Annotated in this window: 21 protein-coding genes; 11 read left to right on the top strand and 10 right to left on the bottom strand. The window is 34.8% G+C overall.

The annotated features are described in order from the left end of the window. Positions 1–18 precede the first annotated feature (18 nt). Genes atpF through atpC form a run of 6 tightly spaced genes read left to right on the top strand, consistent with a single transcriptional unit; the run spans position 19 to position 5268 of the window. A complete protein-coding gene (gene atpF, locus AD60_RS03980) occupies positions 19–510 on the top strand; it encodes a F0F1 ATP synthase subunit B (RefSeq protein ID WP_103876117.1) in 492 nt (163 codons plus the stop codon). Further along, on the top strand, positions 510–1082 hold the full coding sequence (atpH, locus tag AD60_RS03975) for an ATP synthase F1 subunit delta (RefSeq protein WP_103876116.1): 573 nt from the start codon (positions 510–512) through the stop codon (positions 1080–1082). Before atpF ends, atpH begins: the two co-directional genes overlap by 1 nt. After that, positions 1072–2586 carry a F0F1 ATP synthase subunit alpha gene (atpA, locus tag AD60_RS03970; RefSeq protein ID WP_103876115.1) on the top strand — a complete coding sequence of 505 codons (1515 nt, stop codon included), beginning with the start codon at positions 1072–1074 and terminating at the stop codon, positions 2584–2586. Before atpH ends, atpA begins: the two co-directional genes overlap by 11 nt. A 15-nt stretch (positions 2587–2601) precedes the next feature. Next, positions 2602–3429 (top strand): ATP synthase F1 subunit gamma, encoded by an 828-nt coding sequence (gene atpG / locus AD60_RS03965; protein WP_103876114.1) that lies wholly within the window; start codon positions 2602–2604, stop codon positions 3427–3429. An 11-nt stretch (positions 3430–3440) separates the two neighbouring features. Continuing rightward, positions 3441–4844, top strand: a complete 1404-nt coding sequence (atpD, locus tag AD60_RS03960; protein WP_103876113.1) for a F0F1 ATP synthase subunit beta — start codon at positions 3441–3443, stop codon at positions 4842–4844. 25 nt (positions 4845–4869) lie between these two features. Then, positions 4870–5268, top strand: coding sequence for an ATP synthase F1 subunit epsilon (gene atpC, locus AD60_RS03955; protein WP_103065121.1), 399 nt, complete (start codon positions 4870–4872; stop codon positions 5266–5268). A 12-nt stretch (positions 5269–5280) separates the two neighbouring features. Here atpC and AD60_RS03950 read toward each other — a convergent pair whose 3' ends face one another. The 3 genes from AD60_RS03950 to AD60_RS03940 are packed head-to-tail and all read right to left on the bottom strand — an operon-like array spanning position 5281 to position 7967. Beyond that, a complete protein-coding gene (locus tag AD60_RS03950) occupies positions 5281–5985 on the bottom strand; it encodes a hypothetical protein (RefSeq protein WP_103876112.1) in 705 nt (234 codons plus the stop codon). 3 nt (positions 5986–5988) lie between these two features. Further along, a complete protein-coding gene (locus AD60_RS03945; protein ID WP_103876111.1) occupies positions 5989–6552 on the bottom strand; it encodes a hypothetical protein in 564 nt (187 codons plus the stop codon). Then, a complete protein-coding gene (locus AD60_RS03940) occupies positions 6549–7967 on the bottom strand; it encodes an aminopeptidase (protein WP_103876110.1) in 1419 nt (472 codons plus the stop codon). The genes AD60_RS03945 and AD60_RS03940 overlap by 4 nt, the downstream gene beginning before the upstream one ends. Before the next feature lie 479 nt (positions 7968–8446). Here AD60_RS03940 and glpX point away from each other — a divergent pair, with 479 nt between their 5' ends. Next, positions 8447–9475 carry a class II fructose-bisphosphatase gene (gene glpX / locus AD60_RS03935; protein ID WP_103876109.1) on the top strand — a complete coding sequence of 343 codons (1029 nt, stop codon included), beginning with the start codon at positions 8447–8449 and terminating at the stop codon, positions 9473–9475. Here glpX and AD60_RS03930 read toward each other — a convergent pair whose 3' ends face one another. Genes AD60_RS03930 through lspA form a run of 5 tightly spaced genes read right to left on the bottom strand, consistent with a single transcriptional unit; the run spans position 9476 to position 15416 of the window. Continuing rightward, on the bottom strand, positions 9476–10531 hold the full coding sequence (locus AD60_RS03930) for a lysylphosphatidylglycerol synthase transmembrane domain-containing protein (RefSeq protein WP_103876108.1): 1056 nt from the start codon (positions 10529–10531) through the stop codon (positions 9476–9478). It abuts the gene before it with no gap. Next, positions 10518–11579: a glycosyltransferase family 4 protein gene (locus AD60_RS03925; RefSeq protein ID WP_103876107.1), complete on the bottom strand. Its 1062-nt coding sequence runs from the start codon at positions 11577–11579 to the stop codon at positions 10518–10520. Before AD60_RS03925 ends, AD60_RS03930 begins: the two co-directional genes overlap by 14 nt. A 24-nt stretch (positions 11580–11603) precedes the next feature. Then, positions 11604–14012, bottom strand: coding sequence for a DNA polymerase III subunit alpha (dnaE, locus tag AD60_RS03920; RefSeq protein ID WP_103927393.1), 2409 nt, complete (start codon positions 14010–14012; stop codon positions 11604–11606). 14 nt (positions 14013–14026) lie between these two features. Beyond that, on the bottom strand, positions 14027–14986 hold the full coding sequence (locus AD60_RS03915) for an RluA family pseudouridine synthase (protein ID WP_103927392.1): 960 nt from the start codon (positions 14984–14986) through the stop codon (positions 14027–14029). After that, positions 14961–15416: a signal peptidase II gene (lspA, locus tag AD60_RS03910; RefSeq protein ID WP_103927391.1), complete on the bottom strand. Its 456-nt coding sequence runs from the start codon at positions 15414–15416 to the stop codon at positions 14961–14963. The genes AD60_RS03915 and lspA overlap by 26 nt, the downstream gene beginning before the upstream one ends. Positions 15417–15621: 205 nt before the next feature. Here lspA and AD60_RS03905 point away from each other — a divergent pair, with 205 nt between their 5' ends. Both AD60_RS03905 and metA read left to right on the top strand, forming a co-directional pair. Beyond that, on the top strand, positions 15622–16911 hold the full coding sequence (locus AD60_RS03905; protein WP_103927390.1) for an O-acetylhomoserine aminocarboxypropyltransferase/cysteine synthase family protein: 1290 nt from the start codon (positions 15622–15624) through the stop codon (positions 16909–16911). Positions 16912–16964: 53 nt separating this feature from the next. Further along, positions 16965–17894, top strand: coding sequence for a homoserine O-succinyltransferase (gene metA, locus AD60_RS03900; protein ID WP_103927389.1), 930 nt, complete (start codon positions 16965–16967; stop codon positions 17892–17894). A 78-nt stretch (positions 17895–17972) separates the two neighbouring features. Here metA and ackA read toward each other — a convergent pair whose 3' ends face one another. Then, complete coding sequence (gene ackA / locus AD60_RS03895) at positions 17973–19178, bottom strand: acetate kinase (protein ID WP_103927388.1); 1206 nt, start codon at positions 19176–19178, stop codon at positions 17973–17975. Between the two features lie 293 nt (positions 19179–19471). Here ackA and AD60_RS03890 point away from each other — a divergent pair, with 293 nt between their 5' ends. Then, positions 19472–20485, top strand: coding sequence for a permease (locus AD60_RS03890; protein ID WP_103927387.1), 1014 nt, complete (start codon positions 19472–19474; stop codon positions 20483–20485). A gap of 198 nt (positions 20486–20683) precedes the next feature. Further along, positions 20684–21028: a thioredoxin family protein gene (locus tag AD60_RS03885; protein ID WP_103927386.1), complete on the top strand. Its 345-nt coding sequence runs from the start codon at positions 20684–20686 to the stop codon at positions 21026–21028. 266 nt (positions 21029–21294) lie between these two features. Here the strand turns inward: AD60_RS03885 and AD60_RS03880 are convergent, their stop codons facing one another. Beyond that, positions 21295–22050, bottom strand: a complete 756-nt coding sequence (locus AD60_RS03880; protein ID WP_103927385.1) for an SDR family NAD(P)-dependent oxidoreductase — start codon at positions 22048–22050, stop codon at positions 21295–21297. Positions 22051–22099 lie beyond the last annotated feature (49 nt).

The following is a 22099-nucleotide window of genomic DNA, read 5'->3' as shown; positions in this document are numbered from 1 at the left end:
GCTCGAAGAGGTGAGTGTATGATATCTTTTAACTTAACTTCCATAGTTAATTTAGTAGGTTTTTTGGTTTTCATGTTTCTTATGTACAGGTTGTTGTACAAGCCATATTTTGATATTACAGATAAAAGAAAAAAAGAAGTAGAGAAAAATTTGAATGAGGCTGAAAAATTAAGATTAGAAGCCCAATTAAAGAAAGAAGAATTGGATAAACAACTATCTGAAGCAGATGAAAAAAGGCGTGAAATTTTATCTGAAGCCGATGAACAAGCTAAATCTATAATCAAGGCTGCTCAAGGAGAGGCTCAAGAGCAAAGGAAACTTATTTTAGACAAAGCAGAAAAAGAGGCTGAAGAGATTAAAGAAAGTGCAGCAAGAGAATTACAATCGAGAATCGTTTCTCTAGCTGTTGCTATTTCTTCTATGATATTAAAGGAGCAGATTGATAAGAAGAAGAATGAAGAGTTGATAAGAAGGGCTATAAACAGTTTGAAAGACAAAGGAGAATTGTGATGAAAGCTTCTTATTTTTTGGCTTCAAAGTATGCCCAAGCCCTTTTGAATACTTTGGAAGAGAAGGGTGAAATTTCAAGATTAGATGAATACGTAGAAGCGTTTCAAAGGTTAAAAAAAGCTCTCGAAAGTAGCGAATCTCTTAGAGACATGGTATATAGCCCGTTGATTCCGCCAAAACATATAGTTTCACGAATGAAAGATGTATCAGAATTTGATGATACTATTTTTGTTCAGTTTTTGGAAGTTCTGGCTGATAAAAGGCGTCAAAATTTGATTCCTTTTATGTCTCATATTTTGTATCAAGAGAGTTTAGAGAGAGAAAAAGTTGTAGAAGTGAAGCTTGTGCTTCCTAATGAAGTAAGTAATACGATTATAAATCAGGTTAAACAGGCTATTCAAAATAAAACAGGAAGAAAAATAAAGTTAATAACACAATTCAATGAAGATCTTATAGGTGGATTACAGTTATACATCGGAGATAAGTTCTTTGATTACTCCGTAAAAGGATTTTTAGAGAACATTCAATCTGCCTATGCCCCAGTTAGTGGAGGTGAAATATTTGAGAGTTAATCCAGATGAGTTGACAAAAGTAATAGAAGAGCGTATTAAAAGTTATGAAAGTGGAGAGATAAAAGAAATAGGATGGGTAATGCAGGTAAGCGATGGTATCGTTAGGGCTTACGGTTTGAAGGATGTTATGACCAACGAATTGGTTGAAATAGAGACATCTGAAGGTGAAAAGATCTACGGTATAGCTATGAATCTAGAAGAAGATAACGTTGGTATTATCACCTTGGGAGATTACAAAGGAATAAAGGAAGGAGACAAATTAGTAAGAACCAACAGAATAATAGAAGTACCCGTTGGCGAAAAGTTGCTAGGTAGAGTTGTTAATCCTTTAGGTATGCCATTGGATGGAAAGGGTGAAATAAACACCGATGATTTTTATCCTATTGAAAGAAAGGCAATGGGTGTTGTAACTAGAAAACCTGTTGATACACCTCTTCAAACTGGGTTGAAAGTGTTGGATGCCTTAATCCCTATAGGAAGAGGTCAAAGAGAGCTTATAATCGGAGATAGGCAAACTGGTAAAACAGCTATAGCTACTGATACAATTATAAACCAGAAAGGGAAAAATGTTTTTTGTATTTATGTTTCGATCGGGCAAAAGTCCTCGTCTTTGGCAAGAACTATCGATAATTTAGAAAAGTACGGTGCAATGGACTACACCGTAGTAGTGGCAGCAGATGCTTCAGATCCTGCCTCTTTACAGTATATAGCTCCTTACGCTGGTGCAGCAATTGGAGAATATTTTATGTTTAATGGTAAGGATGCGTTGGTAATTTATGATGATCTAACCAAACACGCCGCTGCTTACAGAGAAATATCACTATTGCTTAGAAGGCCGCCTGGAAGGGAAGCTTATCCCGGAGATATTTTTTATTTGCATTCAAGATTGTTGGAAAGAGCGTCTAGGTTGAACGAAAACTATGGAAATGGATCTTTGACAGCTTTACCAATAATCGAGACACAGGCGAACGATATTTCTGCATATATTCCTACCAACGTTATTTCAATAACGGATGGACAGATCTATCTAGAAACAGGTTTGTTTAACGCAGGGGTAAGACCTGCTGTTAACATAGGTTTATCTGTTTCAAGGGTCGGTGGAGCTGCGCAAACTAAGGCGATGAAAAAGGTAGCAGGATCTTTAAAATTAGATTTAGCTCAGTACAGAGAGTTGGAGTCTTTCACTCAATTCTCTGCGGATCTTGATGAATCAACTAAGAAACAGTTAATAAAAGGTGAGAAACTTACTGAATTGATGAAGCAACCACAATATTCACCGATGGAGATAGAAGAACAAGTTGCCGTTATTTACGCTGCCAATGAAGGTTATTTGGATCAGATCCCTACCGATAGAATAGGTGATTTTGAAAGACAATTTTTAGCTTATCTTAAAGAAAATTATAGGGATACCTTAAATAAGATAAGAGAGAGCAAAGATATAGCAGATGAGATAAAGAAAGAGCTGAATGAAGCAATCTCAAAATTTTTGAATGTGTTTAGATGATTGGGGTGATTTTAAATGAGTCGTGGTAATTTAAGAGCCATTAAAAGAAGGATCGCCTCTACAGAATCTACGATGCAAATAACAAGAGCTATGCAGATGGTTGCTGCAGCAAGGCTCAACAAAATACAAAGGCAATGGAAAGGTATAAAAGATTATTCTAACTACGCGGAAAGAATTCTAAAAAAAGTTCCCTTTGTTGAGGAAAGCTTTTACACTCAAAATAGTGAAGGTTCTTTAATCTTTGTGATCACCCCAGACATGGGATTAGCTGGCTCTTTTCCATCTGATCTAGTTAAAGAAGCTTTAAGGGTGAAATCTAAGCTGGAAGATTTTAAAGGATACTTTGCATTGGGTGCAAAAGGGTATTCAGGCTTAAAGAGTGAAACAGTCTTGGAAAAAGAGATAAATTTATTCGACATTCCAAAGGTTGATAATGCGGAGTATTTGCTTGACATTATTTTCCAAATTATGGAAAATAAAGGGATTAGCAAGGTGAAGGTTGTGTATGGAGAGTTAAAAAATGCCTTGATACAGTTACCGAAAACTTATGATCTACTTCCAATAACAAAAGATAAATTTGAAATAGATGCCAGATACGAATACGAACCCGAGGAAGAGAAAGTGTTTGAGGATGCTGCGTATCAGTATCTTCTCTCTAAAATGTATCTATTTTTATTTGAAACCAAGTTGAGTGAACTTCATGCTCGCCAGAACGCAATGAAAAACGCCACTGATAACGCACATGATTTAATAGAAGAGTTGAACCTTGAATACAACAAGCAAAGACAAGCCTCTATTACCCAAGAATTGATAGAGATTGTTAATGGGGCGAATATGCAATAGGAGGTAATTCGATGCAAGATCAAAAGGGTAAAATAATATCTGTCATTGGACCTGTCGTCGATGTGAAATTTCCCGAAGGCCAACTACCTAACGTTTACGATGCTTTAAAGGTAAAAAATGAGTACTCAGGTGAAGAATTAATACTTGAAGTTGAGCAATTAATCGGAGACGATACAGCTAGATGTGTTGCAATGGATTCTACGGATGGTATAAGAAGAGGTCAAGAGGTTATCAACACGCAAGAGCCAATAAAAGTTCCCGTTGGAGATACCACATTGGGAAGGATGGTCAACCTTTTGGGGAAACCTATCGATGAAAAAGGAGACATTGAAGGGGAAGAATACTGGCCAATCCACAGGGACCCTCCATCGTTAAATGAACAAGATACATCGATTGAGATTTTAGAGACGGGTATAAAATGTATAGATCTTTTGGCTCCATTCCCCAGAGGCGGGAAAATAGGATTCTTCGGTGGAGCTGGAGTAGGTAAGACGGTTCTTGTTATGGAACTTATAAGGAACATAGCTAAAGAGCACCATGGGATCTCTGTATTTGCAGGTGTAGGTGAAAGAACCAGGGAAGGTAACGACCTTTGGCTGGAAATGCAAGAGACAGGGGTTATTGATAGTACGGCTTTGGTTTTCGGTCAGATGAATGAACCACCTGGAGCGAGGTTCAGAGTTCCTCTAACCGCGTTGACAATTTCAGAATATTTTAGGGATAAACAAAAAAAAGACGTCTTACTTTTCATAGATAATATATTCAGGTTTGTACAAGCAGGATCAGAGGTGTCAGCTTTACTCGGAAGAATGCCGTCTGCTGTAGGATACCAGCCAACATTGGCATCGGATATGGGACAGTTGCAAGAGAGAATAACATCCACAAAAGATGGATCTATTACCTCTGTTCAGGCTATTTATGTTCCTGCGGACGATTTCACGGATCCCGCACCTGCCACTACTTTTGCCCATTTGGACGCAAATATAAACCTTTCAAGAAGGCAGTCAGAATTGGGACTTTATCCGGCAGTTGATCCATTAGATTCCACATCAAAGATGTTGGATCCCAATGTAGTTGGCCAAGATCATTACTTGGTTGCAAGAGAAGTCAAAGAAGTTTTGCAAAGGTATGAAGATTTACAAGATATAATAGCGATTTTGGGTATTGAAGAATTATCAGAAGAAGATAGGCAGGTAGTGAATAGAGCGAGAAGGATTCAAAGGTTCTTAACTCAGCCTTTCTTTGTTGCAGAAAGGTTTACAAATTATTCGGGTAAGTATGTTAATGTAGAAGATACTATCAAAGGTTTTAAAGAAATACTTGAAGGGAAGCATGATGATTTACCTGAAAGCGCCTTTTACATGGTGGGAACTATAGAAGAGGCTTTAGAAAAAGCTAAAAAAATGAATGAATGAAGTGTTTGTAAGGCAGGTGGTATAAATATTTAAATTCAAAGTTGTTACCCCAGAAGGGGTAAAGTACGAAGAAGACGTTCAGTATGTAGAATTTAAAACAAAAGAGGGGTCTATGGGAACCTTAACTCAAAGGTTGCCAATAGTGACTTCTTTGAGAATCGCCCCTGTATCAATAAAAAAAGCAGATAACTCAGTTGAGAGTTTCGCTATCCATGGTGGTATTTTGGAGATGACGGGGGAGGAAATGACCATCGTTACCACCGCTGCTGAAAGATCGGAAGATATAGATGTTGAAGCCGCAAGGAAAGCTATGGAAAGTGCCCAAGAACAGATTAAAGCAACGGAAGATCAATTTAAAAAAATAAAATTACAAACTAGAATTGAAAAGAATCTTCTGAGGGTCAATATTTCTAAGAGAAAGTAAATGGCTTTTTAATTATCTTTGAATTAGGTCTATTTTTGTTTTTATCCTTTGCAAATCGTTGTAATTTTTTTCTAAATAATTGTCTTTAATACTTTTTAAATATCGTAAGTTCAACCATATTTTTCCCCTTTCTTTTAAGAAAGTTTTATCTTTCTCTAGAATAGAAGGGGAAAATATTTTTTGATCGTTTACAACGTATGCGATCAAATTATTAGCTAAGTCCTGATTATTGTCGTTCATGGAGCTTTTACTGAATACTAGGTCAACTTCTTGAATCTTCAAAGTTGTTATAACAGCGGGATTTGTCATTTCTTCAGGAAGGATAAAAGAGATTTTATAAGAGTTTATTGAGAATAATCTATGAGTTAAACTTCTTTCCTGGTTTATGAAGATAACTTGATTGTTGAAAAGTTTGAGAATATCGTTTTTTAGAAATAGAATCAAATGAATTCCGTAAATATTGACAATTTCAGAAATCAAGTGTAATTTGCGGTAGTGGATGTTTTTGTTAGAGGAGAAAGAAAAGATATAAAAACCTTGGTTAATACCTTCAGCAAACTGTTTTATTATGCTTTTTGGAGTCAATTTTTTTATTATGTATATACCTAAACTGTTTTTGTTATAGTTTTTGGGTTCTTCAATCATTTTTAAAGACTCAAATAATTCTTTTTTAAGAAAATTATAATGTAACTTTAAGAACAGATCTTGTGATCTCATTTTTTACCTCAACACCTTGACATCATAGGTGTGAATTGTTTCTTTTAAATCCGATAAATACTTTCCAAAAGAGTATATATAATTTTTACTCTTTTTAAAATCAAGTGTGAAATAAATAGCGTTTTTGATCACGAATTCGTTTTTGTAATTGGGAACGATGTAGGATACCGTAGTTTCTTTTTTCGTTGTGTTGATGATTATAGATGGGATTTTTACCCTTCTCAAGTTTGACTGTATGTGTAAAAGGGCTTTTCTTTCTAAATTTTCAGAGAAGTTCAAAGATAGAACGATTAAATCCACTTGATACAAAAGGTTCAAGAAATAAAATTCAAAATTTAGAGCATCTTTGGTAAAGCCAAAAGATAATAAAACATCTTTTTCTGTGATGAACCTATTATCCTTGTTTAAGTATGTTTTATTCCTGTTTATATAACATTCTACATACTCTTTGTTATTGATAGCAATAACCTCAGATTGGTCGTTTAAAGACCAACCTGAGGTTGATAATATTAAATCAAAATCAAAAAATTCCATCGCATTTGCTGAGTTTCCTACAAAAATTCTCATTTTCCAAATTTTTCATAAAAAGTTTTATACGCTAAATAAGTTTCGTATATATCCGCTTTTGATGCCACTTCATACGGAGAATGCATCCCCAAAAGCGGAACGCCAGCATCCAAAACGTCTAAACCTTTTTCAGAAAAGAAAAGGGCTATGGTTCCCCCTCCACCTCTGTCTACCTTTCCCAGTTCTCCTATTTGCCAAGATATGCCTTCTTTGTTGAAAAGGTTTCTAACTTTTCCTACTAATTCAGCATTTGCATCGTTTGTTCTTCCTTTGCCCCCTGAACCTGTGTATTTCATAAGAGTTATACCGTAACCAAGTTTTGGCGCGTTGGATAGATCGTGAGCTTCTTTGTAGTTTGGGTCTACAGCAGCTGATACATCGGCTGAAAGCAGAGTGGAATTTGTAAGTATTTCTTCTATATTTTGAAGTATTTCTTCTTCTTTTACTAAAGCGGCAATTTTCTTCAACACGTAGATCCAGAAATGATTTTTTGCTCCTGTATTTCCATCGCTACCTATTTCTTCTTTGTCGACTAGTAAAACTGCCGGGTTTTTTACAGAGGTCTGAGCATCGATTAAAGCGGTCAATCCTGTGTAGGCACAGACCCTATCGTCGTGTCCGTAGGAAGCTAAAAGGCTTTTATCAAAGCCCACCTCTCTGGCAGGAAGGGCAGGAACGATTTCCAATTCTGCACTGACCAAGTCTTCTTCTACTATTCCATATTTATCGTTCAAGATTTTCAAGATATTTAACTTAACTGGATTTTTAACCTTATCGGTTTCATCGTAGGAAATAGCAGTAGTACCAAGGAGCAAATTCATCTTTTCAGCTTCAAAGGCTTCCGAAACCTTTTTACCAGCTAAATCTCTATCTAAATGGGGCAACAAATCAGATATTACAAATACGGGGTCATTTTCGTCTTGCCCTATGGAAACTTCTATTTTACTGCCGTCACTTTTTATTATTACGCCATGTAATTCAAGTGGTATGTTGAACCACTGATACTTCTTCACTCCACCATAATAATGAGTCTTGGCCATCGCAATATTTTCATCTTCAACTATAGGTTCTGGCTTGAAATCAAACCTCGGCGAATCTATATGAGCACCTACTATGTTGATGCCATCCTTCAAAGGATTGTTGTACTTGAAAGCAAATACTGCTTTGTCTCTGTTTACAAAGTAAACTTTATCACCTTTCTCTATCTTTCCTGAGTCCACGTAATAAGAAAGAGGTTTGAAACCGTTTTTTTCAAGGAGCTCCACTGAGTATGAAGCTGCTTTTCTTTCGGTTTTAGAAAAGTTTATAAAATCTTTGTACTGCGAAGTATACCTATCGATATCTTCTCTGTTCCTTTTGCTCCATACACTTTTCTTTTGAAAAGTTAAGCTTTTTTCTAACTCTGTTAGGTCCATTAAATCACCTCCATTAAAATTTTACCATACTTTTTTGAAAATAAGCACAGTTAAATAATTTTTCATGCAGTTCTGGTTTATGTATACTCAAATAATCCGTTTATACTTGATTAGGAAGAAATATTTCCAAATAGAGATGATTACGATGTTTAAACTTTTTATTTCTCGAAATTTATTATTTGTTTAAAAAGTATAAAAATATTATAATAGAAAAGCTAAAGAAAGATAAAGTTTCAGGGCAAAAGAGTGAAGACTTCTTAACCTTAAGGGTGGGGAGGGTTTGCTGCATTGTGCAAACGATGTTTTTTTGCAGCTTTGTGCAAAATGCTTTTATAATGCTTTAGAAACAATTTCCAAATTCTCATTTGCGAAGCAAATGCGTTCGGGGATCTTAAGGAATTTACCCCTTAACGCCGTGCGCTATTACATGTTTTAAAGTTCCTAAAGTCATTTAAAAAATTCTGTGAGGAGGGGTTTTTATGGAAAAGAAGATTTATCCAGAGTTGACTATGGATTTTGTAAGGGTTACAGAAGCATCAGCCTTGATGAGTAGCTTATTTTTGGGTTGTGGTAATTTGGAAATGATTAATCATAGTTCCATCGATGCTATGAGAGGTATGTTTGATTACATAGACTTTAAAGGAAATATAGTGATGAGTAAATACGCTAAAGAAAATTCAAATATGTTGTACGTTGGTGAAAAAGTGGGTAGTTGGCAAGACAGCACTTCTGAAATGGATTTGGCCGTTGATGCTATAGATGGAGTGAAATTGGCTGCTTTCGGTTTGCCCAATGCCATAAGTGCGGTTGCTGCCACGGTGTCTGGAGGCATTAAAGTACTACCAACTTTTTATTCATTTAAACTTGCTGTAGGTCGTGAACTAAAAGGTAAATTGGATTTGAGAAAACCTTTGAAAGAGAATATAAAAATCGCATGTGAGGTTTTGGGAATTGCACCTACGGAACTAACTTTTGTTATTTTGAATAGGCAAAGGCATGAAGAAATTATAGAAGAGATTAAAGAAGCTGGTTCGAGAATAAAATTATTAAGTGATGGGGATATCACAGCTGCCATAGCCACCGCCGTTCCCGATAGTGGGGTGGATATCTATGTTGGTATTGGAGGGACTCTTGAAGGGATACTCTCGGCTGCTGCTTTAAAAACGTTAGATGGAGAAATTCAAATGAAATTATGGACAAGGGATAGAATTGAAGAACAATCGATCAAGGAAGAAGGTTGGGACCTTGAAAAAATTTTTTATACCGATGAAATAGTTGGAGGGGAAGATGTAATATTTTCTGCAACGGGTATAACCGATGGGGATCTTTTAAAAGGGGTGAAATTTGTAAAAGGTTTTGCTTATACTCATACACTTACGATGAGAAGTAAGAGTGCTACTATAAGAAAAATCGAGTCTATGCATAATTTGAAAAATAAAACTATAAGGCTAAAATCTTTGGGAGAGGATAAAAGATTAATCGATTTGAGAAACGAGTATATTAATTAATTACGTTTCAACCCCTTTTTCTTTTGCCTTTGTCATAAGTAAGATTACCCCTTCAAAGGCTATTTGTAAATAATAAGTTGCAAATCTCCACAACAGTATTGTTGTAGAAACGAATCTTCCAGGCATAAAACTGGCAAGAACGATACCATACAATGCTTCTACTCCACCTGTGGAACCAGGGGTAGGTATATAATAGATAACAAAATTCATTATTATAAAAAGAATGAATATTTCAAGAATGTTGTAACTTCTTGATGTAATTGATGTCAATGCAATATATAAACCAAGGGAATGAAAAAAAACAATGAAACCTCCGAATATAAAGTCAAGCGTAACTATATGTGCCTTTTCTATCCAAAGTGTTTTAATACTTAATTTTAGCTCTTCTAACCAATTTTCTAACTTTTGTAATCTTTGTTCGAATTTCGATTTATTTTTTAATGGGAATATCTTTAGTAAGAAATGAAATAATTTATATAGCAGTTTTGGGTTTAAGAATATTAAAATTAACAAAGCAGAGAACCCTAAAGTGGCTATTATACCAATGATAAGTATATATTTCCCAGTTCCTATTCTTCCTAAAATACTCATTACTCTTCTTATGAAAATTAGTATGATAGCCGACGAGAATAATAAATTTTCTACAAGCCTTGACAATACTATATTTGTAGCCAAAGTTGATTCTATTCCTAATTTTGTAAGATGGTATATTTGATAAGGTTGACCACCACTAGCCATTGGTGTGATATTTGACATAAAATAGTATGAAATGGTATTATAAATGGCATCCTTAAACTTTATTTTTTTGTGGAAACTTAAAGTTACTATGTACAATCTTATTAAATCTATCAAATAAGCGATAGAAAAAACTATAAATATCTTCACAATAAAAAATAGATTGACTGTTTTAAGGGTTGCGAAGGTTTCTTGAAAATCTGCAAAAAAAGATATCAAAATGTTGATGACTAAACCAATAATTAGAACAACGATTAGATTAATGATTATTTTTTTTCTACTAAGTGTGCTTTCATTTTCTTTGCCTTTATCTTCGGACATTTTTTCCTCCTGAATGGATTTTTTGCTTTATACCCTCTTCATAGATATTTTTTAATTTTATAAAGGCTTTTTCATCGCTATAATTTTCAAATAATTGGTAAGATTTTTTCTCGTATTCGTCATATAACTCTTTGTTAATATTAAGCTTTTTGATTATCTCCACAAAATCTTCTACTGAATTACCGGATAAATAGTTAGGAGAAAATATTTGTTTGTAAACGGGTAAATCTCTCAGCACTAAGGGTAAACCACTTCCAGCTGCTTCAATTACAACTAAGCCAAAGGTTTCATGAAAGGAAGGTAAGAAGAAAATATCGGATAAAGAATAATAATCAATCATTTTTTCTCTGTATATACTCCCAGTAAAATTAACATTATTAGGAGCCTTTTTTATCAACCTGTTCATTTCTTCGTAACCCTCGGTGAACTGTTTAAAAGGCATTCCACCAGCCCAAATGAACTTCATGTTCTTTAATCTTTTAGCGGTTTCCACGAAATCTGTTATACCTTTTCTAGGTTGTATCTGTCCGGCACCTAAAATTATAAAATCATCGTCATTATACCCGTATTTTTTTCTTAAATAAGATTTTTGTATGTGTTTTTCCTCAGGTTTTGTGAGAAACAATTCTTTTATAACAAAATTTCTGAAGACCAAAATTTTATTAGGATTTATCCTGAGATCCTTAATCAATTCATTTTTGGTTTCATCGCTGACGGCTAAAATGCAATCAGAAGAGTTATAGAAATATTTTAAATATCTATTGAAAAAAGGTAACCATAGTTTATTAAATTTTATACTTCCTTTCAATGAATTAGGAACTATGTGAGCAGAAATCACACAAAAAGATTTTTTCTTATTTTTTAACAATGATAAGAAGCTTTTTATGTTGAGAGTATGGATATGTAACACATCGTAATCACCTAAAATTTTGTTCTCATATATAGTGTAATCACTATATTTTTTTAAGATGTATTTGTGATCTAAAGTAGCAGAATAAACCCCTTGACCAGGGTATTTCTCAGCTATTGATAAAATATTGATTTTCATTTTTTCCCTTCTCAAAATTGGAATTTAAAAGTATTTTGTAAACCTTTTCAAGTTTTTGTTATAAAGTTTTGAATAGATCATAGCAGAGTTATCGACGATGAAATCTCTGTAGACATATCCATCAAGGTATACCTTTTGCCTATAAAGATATTTATCTATCAACGTATTAGATAACCCTTTTTGGGACATCAAACTCAAAGGAAATCCTATACTTTCTATTTCGTATTGCGCATAGTCTTGTAAGGTTGTTTCAACCTTTTTAGTTGATTTTTGTTCTCTCTCTCCAAACAATGTACTTTTTATATCTTCTAATTGCTGAACTTTTCCTTTCACCCGTTGAGTGGTCTCTCTTAGTAGATTTTTTCGGTTGTTGTTAAAATAATCTAATGCTCCCGATTTGATTATTAATTCCACAATATTTCTATTGATATTTTTGTTGATTATGAAATTAAAAAAATCTTCTAAACTTGAGAATTTTGCTTCTTCAAATATCTGAGAGACATTTTTACCTACTCCTTTGATTATATACAAAGGTAGTATTAGATCCTCATTACTAGCCAAACCAAATGGATATCTAATGTCTGGTAACTTTGTTTTTACACCTAAAAATGATGCTTCATTTATTATATCAACATCAACGCCTTTTATTTTAACATATTCTAAGAAGAAATGTGAAGGATCTTTGAATTTTTTTTCTGATAACCAGTATGTGATGTGAGCGTATGCTACAGCATGAGATTTATTAAAGGCATACTGAGCAAAGTTTTCTATCTGAGAAAACAATAAAGTTGCTTCTTTTTCGTCTATCTTTTTTGAGGCGTTGGTAACAAATTTGGTTTTGAAGGTGGTGATTTTGTCTTTTTCTTTTTTAGATACCGCCTTTCTCAGTAAATCTGATTCTTGTGGAGAAAATCCTCCTAGGATTTGGGCAATTTTCATTATTTGTTCTTGGTAAACTAAGACTCCCTTTGTCTCGGGGAGAAGCTTTTTCAAATATTCTGGGGAGTCATCATTAACGTATTGATCTATCATCCCAGATTCAAGAGGTCCGGGCCTATTGATGGCTAATAGTAAGATGAGTTCTTCAAAATTTTTAGGTTTTATTCTTTGTGCTAATTTTTGCCCTAATTTTGAGTCCAATTGGAAAATACCTTTTGTCAAACCTTTGGATAGGTAATGGAAAGTTTTTGAATCGTTAAGTTCCGGGTACTTTTCTTCTATCTCCAATTTTTTTAAGAAGGTCAACGTGTCCAAAGCTAAAATGTCGAACTTTTCCACTCCTAAATATTTTAAATCGGACATTTCCCATTCTATTATAGGTATCTCCTTTTTTTCAAGAGGAGAAAAAGTTCTAAGGTCATTTTGGGAAATTATTAAACCCGCTGCATGAACAGATTCTGCCACTTCTATTCCTTCAAGATAGTAAGCCACATAAAAAAAGGTTTTATCTTTTTTTGGTAAAGATTTAAATTTATCAATGTTCTCTTTACTTCTTATTGGAGTGTTTATCTTAGCTTCTAAAGTGTATCCAAGTAATTCTTCTGCCTTTTTTACAGCGGATTTGACTTTCATAGTTGAGTAGGTCCTGATTTGAGAGATCTTGTTTTCTCCCAATTCTTTTTGCAAGGCCTTTATTAGATCAACTCTTCTTTCTGCGTCGATATCAAGATCTATATCGGGTAGTTCATGTCTGTATTCATTTAGAAATCTTTCGAAGAGGAGATCGTATTCAATAGGATTAATCTTAGTGATTCCTAATTTATAAACTAAAAAAGAACCTACTGCAGAGCCTCTTCCCGGTCCAACAGAAATGCCATTTTTTTTAGCGGTGTCAACTATTTTTTTTACAGTTAAAATATAATTTTCTACTTTTAGCTTTTTTATGATGTCCAACTCGTAGGATAGTCGTCTTTTTTCTTGGAAGGTTAGGTCTTTTTCTGAAATAATATCTGTTAAATTATAATCAGTGACTTTGTATTCATCAAATCTATAGTTTCTCATATTGTAATAAGTTTCTATATTTGAGAAAATAGATAGTTCATTTTGATATTTTAAACCGTCTTTGATGCAAAGAGATTCTTCATCTTTAAATATATCTTTTAAAACGCTAGTTGGATACTTCACATAGGGAAGATCTAAGTCGATTTTTTTTAATTTTAAGCCGTTTCCTAATCCGTTGTAGTGCATTATAGATGATCTAATATCATTGTTTGTTTGCAATAAGTACTTGCCATCTACCGTTTCATAAAGAAGTATTGGTTTAATTTTGTACTTTTGGGCATAAACGATAAAACTCACCCACGATCGTGGGTGTGGTTCTGATAGAACTATGCAATTGTACCCATATCTTTTTGCTATGGGAAAAAGGTCCCTTAGCTGAAGATAGGAATTACCAATACTTTTTGAAGTTACCACAGGTCCTAAGATCTTCACTAGCAGGCCCTCCGTCAAGAATTTTGTCCTTTTAGGTTTGTTAAAGTGATCAAAAGAGTTTTAAAATCAACGGGTAAAGGGGCCGAAAATTCCATCCATTCTTTAGTTTTTGGATGATAAAACCCTAATTTCAAAGCGTGAAGCATCTGTCTGCTTACTGGTATTTGAAGATTTTTTTCGATTTTATTTTTTCCATACAAAGAATCTCCAATTAATGGGTTACCGATGTATTTGAAATGTACCCTTATTTGATGGGTTCTTCCCGTTTTCAGCCTTATCCAAACCAACGTGGCAAGATCTCCAAATTCTTTTAAAACTTTGTATTCGGTTATCGCTTCTCTTCCGTTGTACACAACAGCCCTTTTGTGCCTTAAAATAGGGTGCCTCCCCAAAGGCAAATTTATTTCTCTTTCTTTTTCTTTCAGCGTTCCTTCTATTAGGGCCACATAGTATTTCATGGTCTTTCTTTCCTTGAATTCTTTTGAAAGCAAGTGATGTGAGTAAGCATTTTTTGCTACGACCATCACCCCAGAGGTTTCTTTGTCCAATCTATGAACAATTCCTAATCTATTTGGATCCATCATCGTTTTGTCAAGATTCTTTACATGGTACATTAGGGCGTTAACCAAAGTACCGGTTTTAATACTCGGTGTTGGATGTACTATCAAACCAGCAGGTTTGTTGATAACGATTAATTCGTCATCTTCATACAGTATATTTAGTGGTATATTTTCTGGTAAGATTTCCTCTTCTTTGGTTTCTTCTAACAATTCATCAAAATCTATTTGAATTTCGTCGCCTTGTTTAACCTTGTAATGAGGTTTCTTTTGAGTTCCATTGACGGTAATTTGTCCTTTGGTTATTGCGTTTTGAACGAGATTTCTAGAAATTTCAATGGGGATTTTTTCGACAATGTATACGTCGAGTCTTTTTTGATCATCATCCTTTTCAACCTTGTATATTCTTTTCTCCATATTTGCTCCTTTTGAAAAAATGGTATAATAAAATCACACCACCAAACGTCACGAATATATCAGCTACGTTGAATATAGAAAAGTTTGGCCAATATATCATATCTACAACGTATCCTAACCTGATTCTATCAAAGATATTACCTAAAGCTCCTCCTATAATAAAAGATATACCCAAGTCAAAAGAAGTAGTAAAAAACTTATATTTTTCTTTGTATTTTTCTTTTAATATAAAAAGAAAAATGACTATTAACGTAGAAAAGGTTCCATGAAACAAGGCCATATCTTTAAAAAATCCAAAGGCGATACCTGTATTTTCAATGTAAGTCAATTGAAAAAATCCGATTTTAATGTTGTTTTCTAGAAGAAAAGTTTGTGAAAGTTTTTTAGTTAATTGGTCAAAAAAGATAATAATAGGTATAACCCAATTCATTTGGTCAGCCCTTTCTTTTTACTTTATTATAGCTGCTATTGATTATAACACTTTAGGGGGGGAAATTTGCCACATTCCTGTTAAAAATCTTATTAATCGTATTACTAGGCGAAGGTGCTGAAACTCTTTCATCTTTATGGGCGCTAACACAAGTTTTTAGAGTTTCTCAAATCACTATAATTTTAAACAAATGAGGAGGAAAAATATGGAAGAAAGAAATCACAATTTCGATACTTTAATGGTTCATGCAGGTTATGAAAAAGATCCAACTACAGGGGCTAACGTAGTACCAATTTACCAGACTTCATCTTATACCTTTGAAGATTCAGCTCATGCTCTCAGGCTTTTCAACATGGAAGAAACTGGGAACATATATACGCGTATAATGAACCCAACGACCGATGTGTTGGAAAAAAGAGTTGCTGCTTTGGAAGGTGGTGTCGGTGCTTTAGCTACGTCCTCAGGTCAAGCTGCAGAAGCGATAGCGGTATTAAACATTATGAATGAAGGGGATGAAATACTTACATCAAGCTCTTTGTATGGTGGAACATTCACACTATTTAAGAATTCTTTGAGCAAATTTGGAATAAAGCCTGTTTTCTTTGATTTCGACGATGTGAATAGCCTAAAAGATAAGATAAATAATCGAACAAAGGCGGTTTATGTGGAAACCATCGGTAATCCCGAACTTTCTGTGCCTGATTTTGAATACATTTCTAACATAGCTCATGAGAATGGCATCCCATTGATCGTAGATAATACATTCGCTACACCGTACTTGTGCAAACCTTTTGAATTTGGTGCCGATGTCGTTGTTCACTCCTTAACCAAATATTTAAACGGGCACGGTAATTCAATTGGTGGAATTATTGTTGATAGTGGAAATTTCGACTGGAACAACGGCAAATTCAGTATGTTAACTGAAGAAGACCCAGCTTTTCATGGGATAAGCTTTTATAAAAGATTTGGCAATGCTGCGTATATCTCGAAAGCTCGTTCCCAATGGTTAAGAGATTTGGGAGCTTCAATAAGTCCTTTCAATTCTTTTTTGATATTGCAAGGTATTGAAACATTGAGTTTGAGAATGGAAAGACATTGTTCTAACGCCATGAAAATTGCAGAATTTCTATCCGAGGATTCGAGGGTAAGTTGGGTGAATTATCCAGGGTTAAAAAATCATAAAACTCATAAAAATGCTGTTAAATATTTAAGAAATGGTTTTGGAGGGATGCTTTCCTTTGGAGTAAAAGGTGGAGTAGAAGCGGGGAAAAGGTTTATTGAAGGGTTAAGAATAATTTCTCATGTTGCTAATGTTGGTGATGTTCGATCACTCGCCGTTCATCCGGCTAGTACCACGCATGGGCAGTTGAGTGAAGAAGAACAGTTAGCTTCTGGGGTAAGTCCTGATATGATTAGACTATCCGTTGGGATAGAAGACATAGATGATTTGATCGAGGATATTGATTCAGCATTAACTAAAGCAGCTAAAAATTAATAATCATTTTTTAAGTTCATCCGGGACAGAACTGAACGAAAGGAGAGTTAAAAGTGCCAATAAAAATTCCTGAAAACTTACCAGCTGCAGAGGTATTGAAAAAAGAAAACATATTTATAATGACTGAAGAGAGGGCGATACATCAAGATATAAGACCTTTAGAGATTGTTATTTTGAATCTAATGCCGAACAAAGTAGTCACCGAAATTCAATTATTACGCTTGTTGGGAAACACCCCTTTGCAAATAAATGTGGTGCTTTTAAGGATGATATCACATAATCATAAAAATGTATCGCAAGAGTACTTAGACACCTTTTATAAATCTTTTGATCAGATAAATCACAGAAAGTTTGACGGATTAATCATTACAGGAGCCCCTGTTGAAATTCTTGATTTTGAACAAGTGGATTATTGGGAAGAGCTGAAAGAAGTGATGGAATGGTCAAAGAAAAATGTGTTTTCTACTCTTCATATTTGTTGGGGTGCTCAAGCGGGGTTATACTATCATTATGGTATAAACAAATATCATGTTTCAAAGAAGATATTCGGTGTATTTGAGCATTCGGTAAGTTGTGAAGACTCACCATTGGTTAGAGGGTTTGATGATACTTTTTGGGTTCCTCATTCGAGACATACCCAAATCAAAAGGGAAGATATTGAACCTATAAAAGAACTAATAATCCTAGCTGAATCTAAAAAAGCTGGTGTTTATTTAGTTGAAAGAAAAGGTGGTAGGCAAGTGTTTGTTACAGGACATCCGGAATACGATCCAGAGGTTTTAAAAAAAGAATACTATCGTGATTTAGAAAAAGGTATGGACATTGATATCCCTGTGAACTACTTCCCACATGATGATCCAGAAAAACGTCCCCTAGTAAGATGGCGAAGTCATGCTTATATTTTATTCAACAATTGGTTAAATTACTATGTTTATCAACAAACCCCATACAACCTTGATAATATTGACGAAGCAATTTTTTAATAATCAGTTCCAAAAAAACTGTAGAGCTAACCTATTAGTTGCTCTACAGTTTATTAACTTTATACAATATTTTAGAATTTAATTTTTGGTTGAAACCAATTCTTTTGTTTCTCTTGCTATCATAAGCTCTTCGTTTGTAGGAACAGCCAACACTTCAACCTTAGAATCAGGAGTACTTATGACCCTTTCTAAGCCTTTAAAATTGTTTTTCTCTTTATCTATCTTTACACCAAGATAAGTTAAATACTTTTCACATATTTCTTCCCTTGTTACTGGAGAATTCTCTCCTACACCAGCGGTAAACACGATAACATCTACACCGTTCATCGCTGCCGCATAAGCTCCAATATACTTGGCTATCCTATACTCATAAATATCAAGTGCAAGCCGACAAACTTTGTCTCCTTCTAATGCTTTATCTTCAATATCCCTCATATCACTTGAGAAACCTTTCGTTATTCCATAGACTCCACTTTTCTTGTTCAATATTTCTACTACTTCTTTTACTGTTAATCCCTCTTCTTGAGCCAGAAATGAAACAATAGCAGGATCTATATCCCCACTTCTTGTTCCCATAACCAAACCCTCTAAAGGAGTGAATCCCATTGAAGTGTCAAAAGATTCACCATTTTTTACAGCAGCAATGGAAGCTCCATTTCCAATGTGTGAGGTTATGATTTTAAGTGTTTTTATATCTTTTCCCAATATCTCAGCTGCCCTTCTTGAAACATATTTATGGCTTGTGCCGTGGAACCCATAACGCCGTATCTTGTATTTTTCGTAGTACTCATACGGGATTGCATACAAGAAAGAAGTTTTTGGCATAGTTTGGTGGAAAGAAGTATCAAATACCGCAATTTGTGGAACATTGGGTAAAAGCTCTATCGCCGCCTTTATTCCCATGACATTTGCTGGATTGTGCAAAGGTGCCAAAAATGACATCATTTCAATTGCATCCAAAGACTCCTTATCAATAATAACAGAAGAAGAAAATCGTTCGCCCCCGTGCACCACTCTGTGTCCAACCGCATCTATTTCGTTTAGAGACGAAATGACCTTGTAATCTTCGGAAGTTAAGAGATCTAAAACTTCTTTTAATCCTTCTTCATGATTCTTTATAATCTTCTCTATAACATATTTTTCCTCGTTTTTTCTGTGGATGATTCTTGATCCTTCTATACCTATTCTTTCAACTAATCCTTTGGCTAAAACTTTTTCTGTATCCATTTCAAGAAGTTGATATTTAATTGAAGAACTACCTGAGTTGATCACTAAAACCTTCATGTTTTTCCTCCTAACCTAGACGATTTTTTAACCGTTAAATTATACATCAATATAGGAAAAATTTCAAATAAAATGTATTCAAAGATAATAAATTTCTATAATTTATTTTGATAGCAGATAATTATGAGCTAACATGTAAAAAACATTTTCTTTCTGGACAGTGTGTAACACCTGTGCTATAAGCCCTAGTTGAAGATTATAATCACAACATATTGACAAATTTTGATTTTACTCATATAATAATAACACATCAAATATTTTTGATATGTTATTATATGTGAGGTTTTCCTAGAATGCAAATATTAAAAGAGATTTGGGAATTTGCTCAATATCAGCTTCTTGGCATGAAATGGCTTAATACCTTGATTGAAAATATCCTTTCAGGTCTAGGAGTGGATACATCTACCCCTATAGGTGGTAGCATCGAGTTTTTCCTATATGATGTCATTAAGATAATCATACTGCTGTGTTTACTGATCTTCTTTATCAGTTACATTCAGAGCTTTTTTCCACCAGAACGGAGTAAGAAAATATTAGGTCGATTCCAAGGTGTTGGCGCTAACTCTGCCGCCGCTTTACTAGGCACGGTAACGCCTTTTTGTTCTTGTTCATCCATTCCTTTGTTTATCGGATTTACATCTGCAGGGCTTCCTGTGGGGGTAACTTTCTCGTTTCTTATCTCTTCCCCAATGGTCGACCTAGGTTCACTACTTCTGCTTATGAGCATTTTTGGAACCAAAGTTGCAATCGTTTATTTAATACTCGGATTGATTATCGCAGTAATAGGTGGTACGGTTATAGAAAAGTTACGAATGGAAAAGTACGTTGAAAGCTTTATTATGACTGCTGGAAATGTAGATATAGAAGCACCCGACCTGACGAGAAAGAATAGACTGGTTTACTCTAAGGACCAAATGCTGTCCACCTTTAAAAAGGTATTTCCATATATCCTGATTGGTGTAGGCATTGGCGCCATTATTCACAACTGGATTCCCGGGGAATGGATTAACGCGGTGCTCGGTAGTAAAAATCCGTTTGGAGTCGTTTTAGCAACAATTGTCGGTATACCAATGTATGCTGACATTTTTGGTGTCATCCCAATTGCAGAAGCCCTATTATCTAAAGGTGCTGATCTTGGTAGCGTTCTTTCGTTTATGATGGCGGTCACAACGCTGTCTATACCATCTATGATTATGTTGCGCAGAGCTGTCAAACCGGAGCTCTTGGCATTATTTTTCGCAATCTGCACCATGGGTATTATTATTGTAGGTTATTTTTTTAACGCTATTCAAGGATTGATTGTATAGTAGGAAAAAATATAAATAAAAAACTTGGTGCCCAGCTATTGATTAAGCTATCTGTATAGACTGTGGCATTTACATCACAAGGTGTTGTACCCACACAAGGCTTAATTGTGTCTATAATCCAATTATAAGTTGGAAAAGATTCCAAATAGTTATTATCAATTAAACAACAAAAAATGAATAAAAAGGGGTGTAATAAAAATGTCACTATTTGAAAAGAAAAAGAAAGAAACAACATCCTGCAATGGAGAAAACCATTATAAAGGAGGGATGCCAAAGCCAGAACATGCTAAAACTGGGAGTGCTAGCGTTAAAATACTTGGGAGCGGATGTCCGAAATGCAATCAACTTGAAGCGGCAACAAAAGAGGCTCTCCAGCAGCTTGGTATGGGTATGGCGATTGATCATGTAACAGATTTTTCAGAAATAGCGGCTTATGGTGTTATGGCAACCCCTGCTCTCGTTGTGGACGGGAAAGTGGTTTCTTATGGTAAAGTTTTAAAAACTAAAGAGGTAGTGGAGATTCTTCAAAAAGTTAGGTCATGAAAGAGATGAATGAAATTAGCAAGTCGTGTCACAGATTTCGTTAGCATGGTTGTTGCACAAAGGACCCGTCGTAGCACATGTTATTTCCAGTTTTTGAATATTGAAAAAATTTTTAAGCTTTTGAGAGACTAGTCCAAGATTCAGTTCGGTTTCCCACCCAAAGATAGAAAAGGTCTGATATGAGCAGACTTATCTATGAGCATCTATGCTGGGCGCACATAAAAAACATCCGCTTTACGCGGATGTTTTGATGATACGATTTATTATTATAATGCAGTGTATCCTCCATCAATAACCAATTCAGAACCTGTCATGAATGAGGATTCATCAGAAGCTAAGAACAAAGCTCCATTGGCAACTTCTTCAGGTTCAGCAGGCCTACCTAGTACGGTAGTTCCAAGAAGTCCTTTAGCCGCTTGTTCGTCTTTTAGTATTTCATCAGTCATCGGTGTTCTTATTACACCAGGATGTATTGAATTCACCCTAATGTTGTATTTAGCAAGTTCAGCTGCAACGGTCTTTGTTAACAATCTTGATGCGCCTTTTGAAGCATGATACGCTACAGCAGCTCCACTACCTATGAGCCCATAAATAGATGAAATGTTGATTATAGAACCTTTTGTTGCTTTCTTCATAGCTGGTAAAACATACTTTATACCCAAAAATTGACTCTTTGCGTTTATGTTCATTACACGATCCCATTCTTCTTCTGTTGTTCCCTCTACTCCGTTCATACTCAAAATACCTGCGTTGTTTACTAAGACATCAACCTTACCCCATTTTTCAGTTACCTGATCTACAACTTTTTTCCAGTCATCAGCTTTTGCAACGTCAAGTTTCACCCCAATTGCTTCGTATCCATCTTTGTTGATTTTATCTGCTACATTTTTAGCTTCGTTGTCTAAAATATCAGCAACAACAACCTTTGCCCCTTCTTTTGCAAAGAGTTCGGCTTCAGCTCTTCCCATTCCTCTTGCGGCTCCTGTAATAATAGCAACTTTCCCTTCCAATCTTCCTGCCATACTATAGATCCCTCCTTTTTGAATCAAACATTTTTAATGATAACAGGTG

Origin of the sequence: Petrotoga sp. SL27, assembly GCF_002924605.1 — a bacterium.
In the GTDB taxonomy this organism is placed as follows: domain Bacteria; phylum Thermotogota; class Thermotogae; order Petrotogales; family Petrotogaceae; genus Petrotoga; species Petrotoga sibirica.
Note: the sequence above shows the minus strand (reverse complement) of the source record. Positions and strands in the feature narration are given on the sequence as shown.

What these genes read in the sequence shown, in the direction of transcription:
- atpD (WP_103876113.1), top strand. Translation starts at nt 3,441, where the DNA reads ATGCAAGATCAAAAGGGTAAAATAATATCTGTCATTGGACCTGTCGTC.
- lspA (WP_103927391.1), bottom strand. Translation starts at nt 15,416, where the DNA reads ATGAATTGGGTTATACCTATTATTATCTTTTTTGACCAATTAACTAAA.
- atpF (WP_103876117.1), top strand. Translation starts at nt 19, where the DNA reads ATGATATCTTTTAACTTAACTTCCATAGTTAATTTAGTAGGTTTTTTG.
- AD60_RS03940 (WP_103876110.1), bottom strand. Translation starts at nt 7,967, where the DNA reads ATGGACCTAACAGAGTTAGAAAAAAGCTTAACTTTTCAAAAGAAAAGT.
- AD60_RS03905 (WP_103927390.1), top strand. Translation starts at nt 15,622, where the DNA reads ATGGAAGAAAGAAATCACAATTTCGATACTTTAATGGTTCATGCAGGT.
- AD60_RS03915 (WP_103927392.1), bottom strand. Translation starts at nt 14,986, where the DNA reads ATGGAGAAAAGAATATACAAGGTTGAAAAGGATGATGATCAAAAAAGA.
- AD60_RS03890 (WP_103927387.1), top strand. Translation starts at nt 19,472, where the DNA reads ATGCAAATATTAAAAGAGATTTGGGAATTTGCTCAATATCAGCTTCTT.
- AD60_RS03925 (WP_103876107.1), bottom strand. Translation starts at nt 11,579, where the DNA reads ATGAAAATCAATATTTTATCAATAGCTGAGAAATACCCTGGTCAAGGG.
- AD60_RS03885 (WP_103927386.1), top strand. Translation starts at nt 20,684, where the DNA reads ATGTCACTATTTGAAAAGAAAAAGAAAGAAACAACATCCTGCAATGGA.
- AD60_RS03880 (WP_103927385.1), bottom strand. Translation starts at nt 22,050, where the DNA reads ATGGCAGGAAGATTGGAAGGGAAAGTTGCTATTATTACAGGAGCCGCA.
- AD60_RS03945 (WP_103876111.1), bottom strand. Translation starts at nt 6,552, where the DNA reads ATGAGAATTTTTGTAGGAAACTCAGCAAATGCGATGGAATTTTTTGAT.
- AD60_RS03930 (WP_103876108.1), bottom strand. Translation starts at nt 10,531, where the DNA reads ATGTCCGAAGATAAAGGCAAAGAAAATGAAAGCACACTTAGTAGAAAA.
- glpX (WP_103876109.1), top strand. Translation starts at nt 8,447, where the DNA reads ATGGAAAAGAAGATTTATCCAGAGTTGACTATGGATTTTGTAAGGGTT.
- atpG (WP_103876114.1), top strand. Translation starts at nt 2,602, where the DNA reads ATGAGTCGTGGTAATTTAAGAGCCATTAAAAGAAGGATCGCCTCTACA.
- ackA (WP_103927388.1), bottom strand. Translation starts at nt 19,178, where the DNA reads ATGAAGGTTTTAGTGATCAACTCAGGTAGTTCTTCAATTAAATATCAA.
- AD60_RS03950 (WP_103876112.1), bottom strand. Translation starts at nt 5,985, where the DNA reads ATGAGATCACAAGATCTGTTCTTAAAGTTACATTATAATTTTCTTAAA.
- atpH (WP_103876116.1), top strand. Translation starts at nt 510, where the DNA reads ATGAAAGCTTCTTATTTTTTGGCTTCAAAGTATGCCCAAGCCCTTTTG.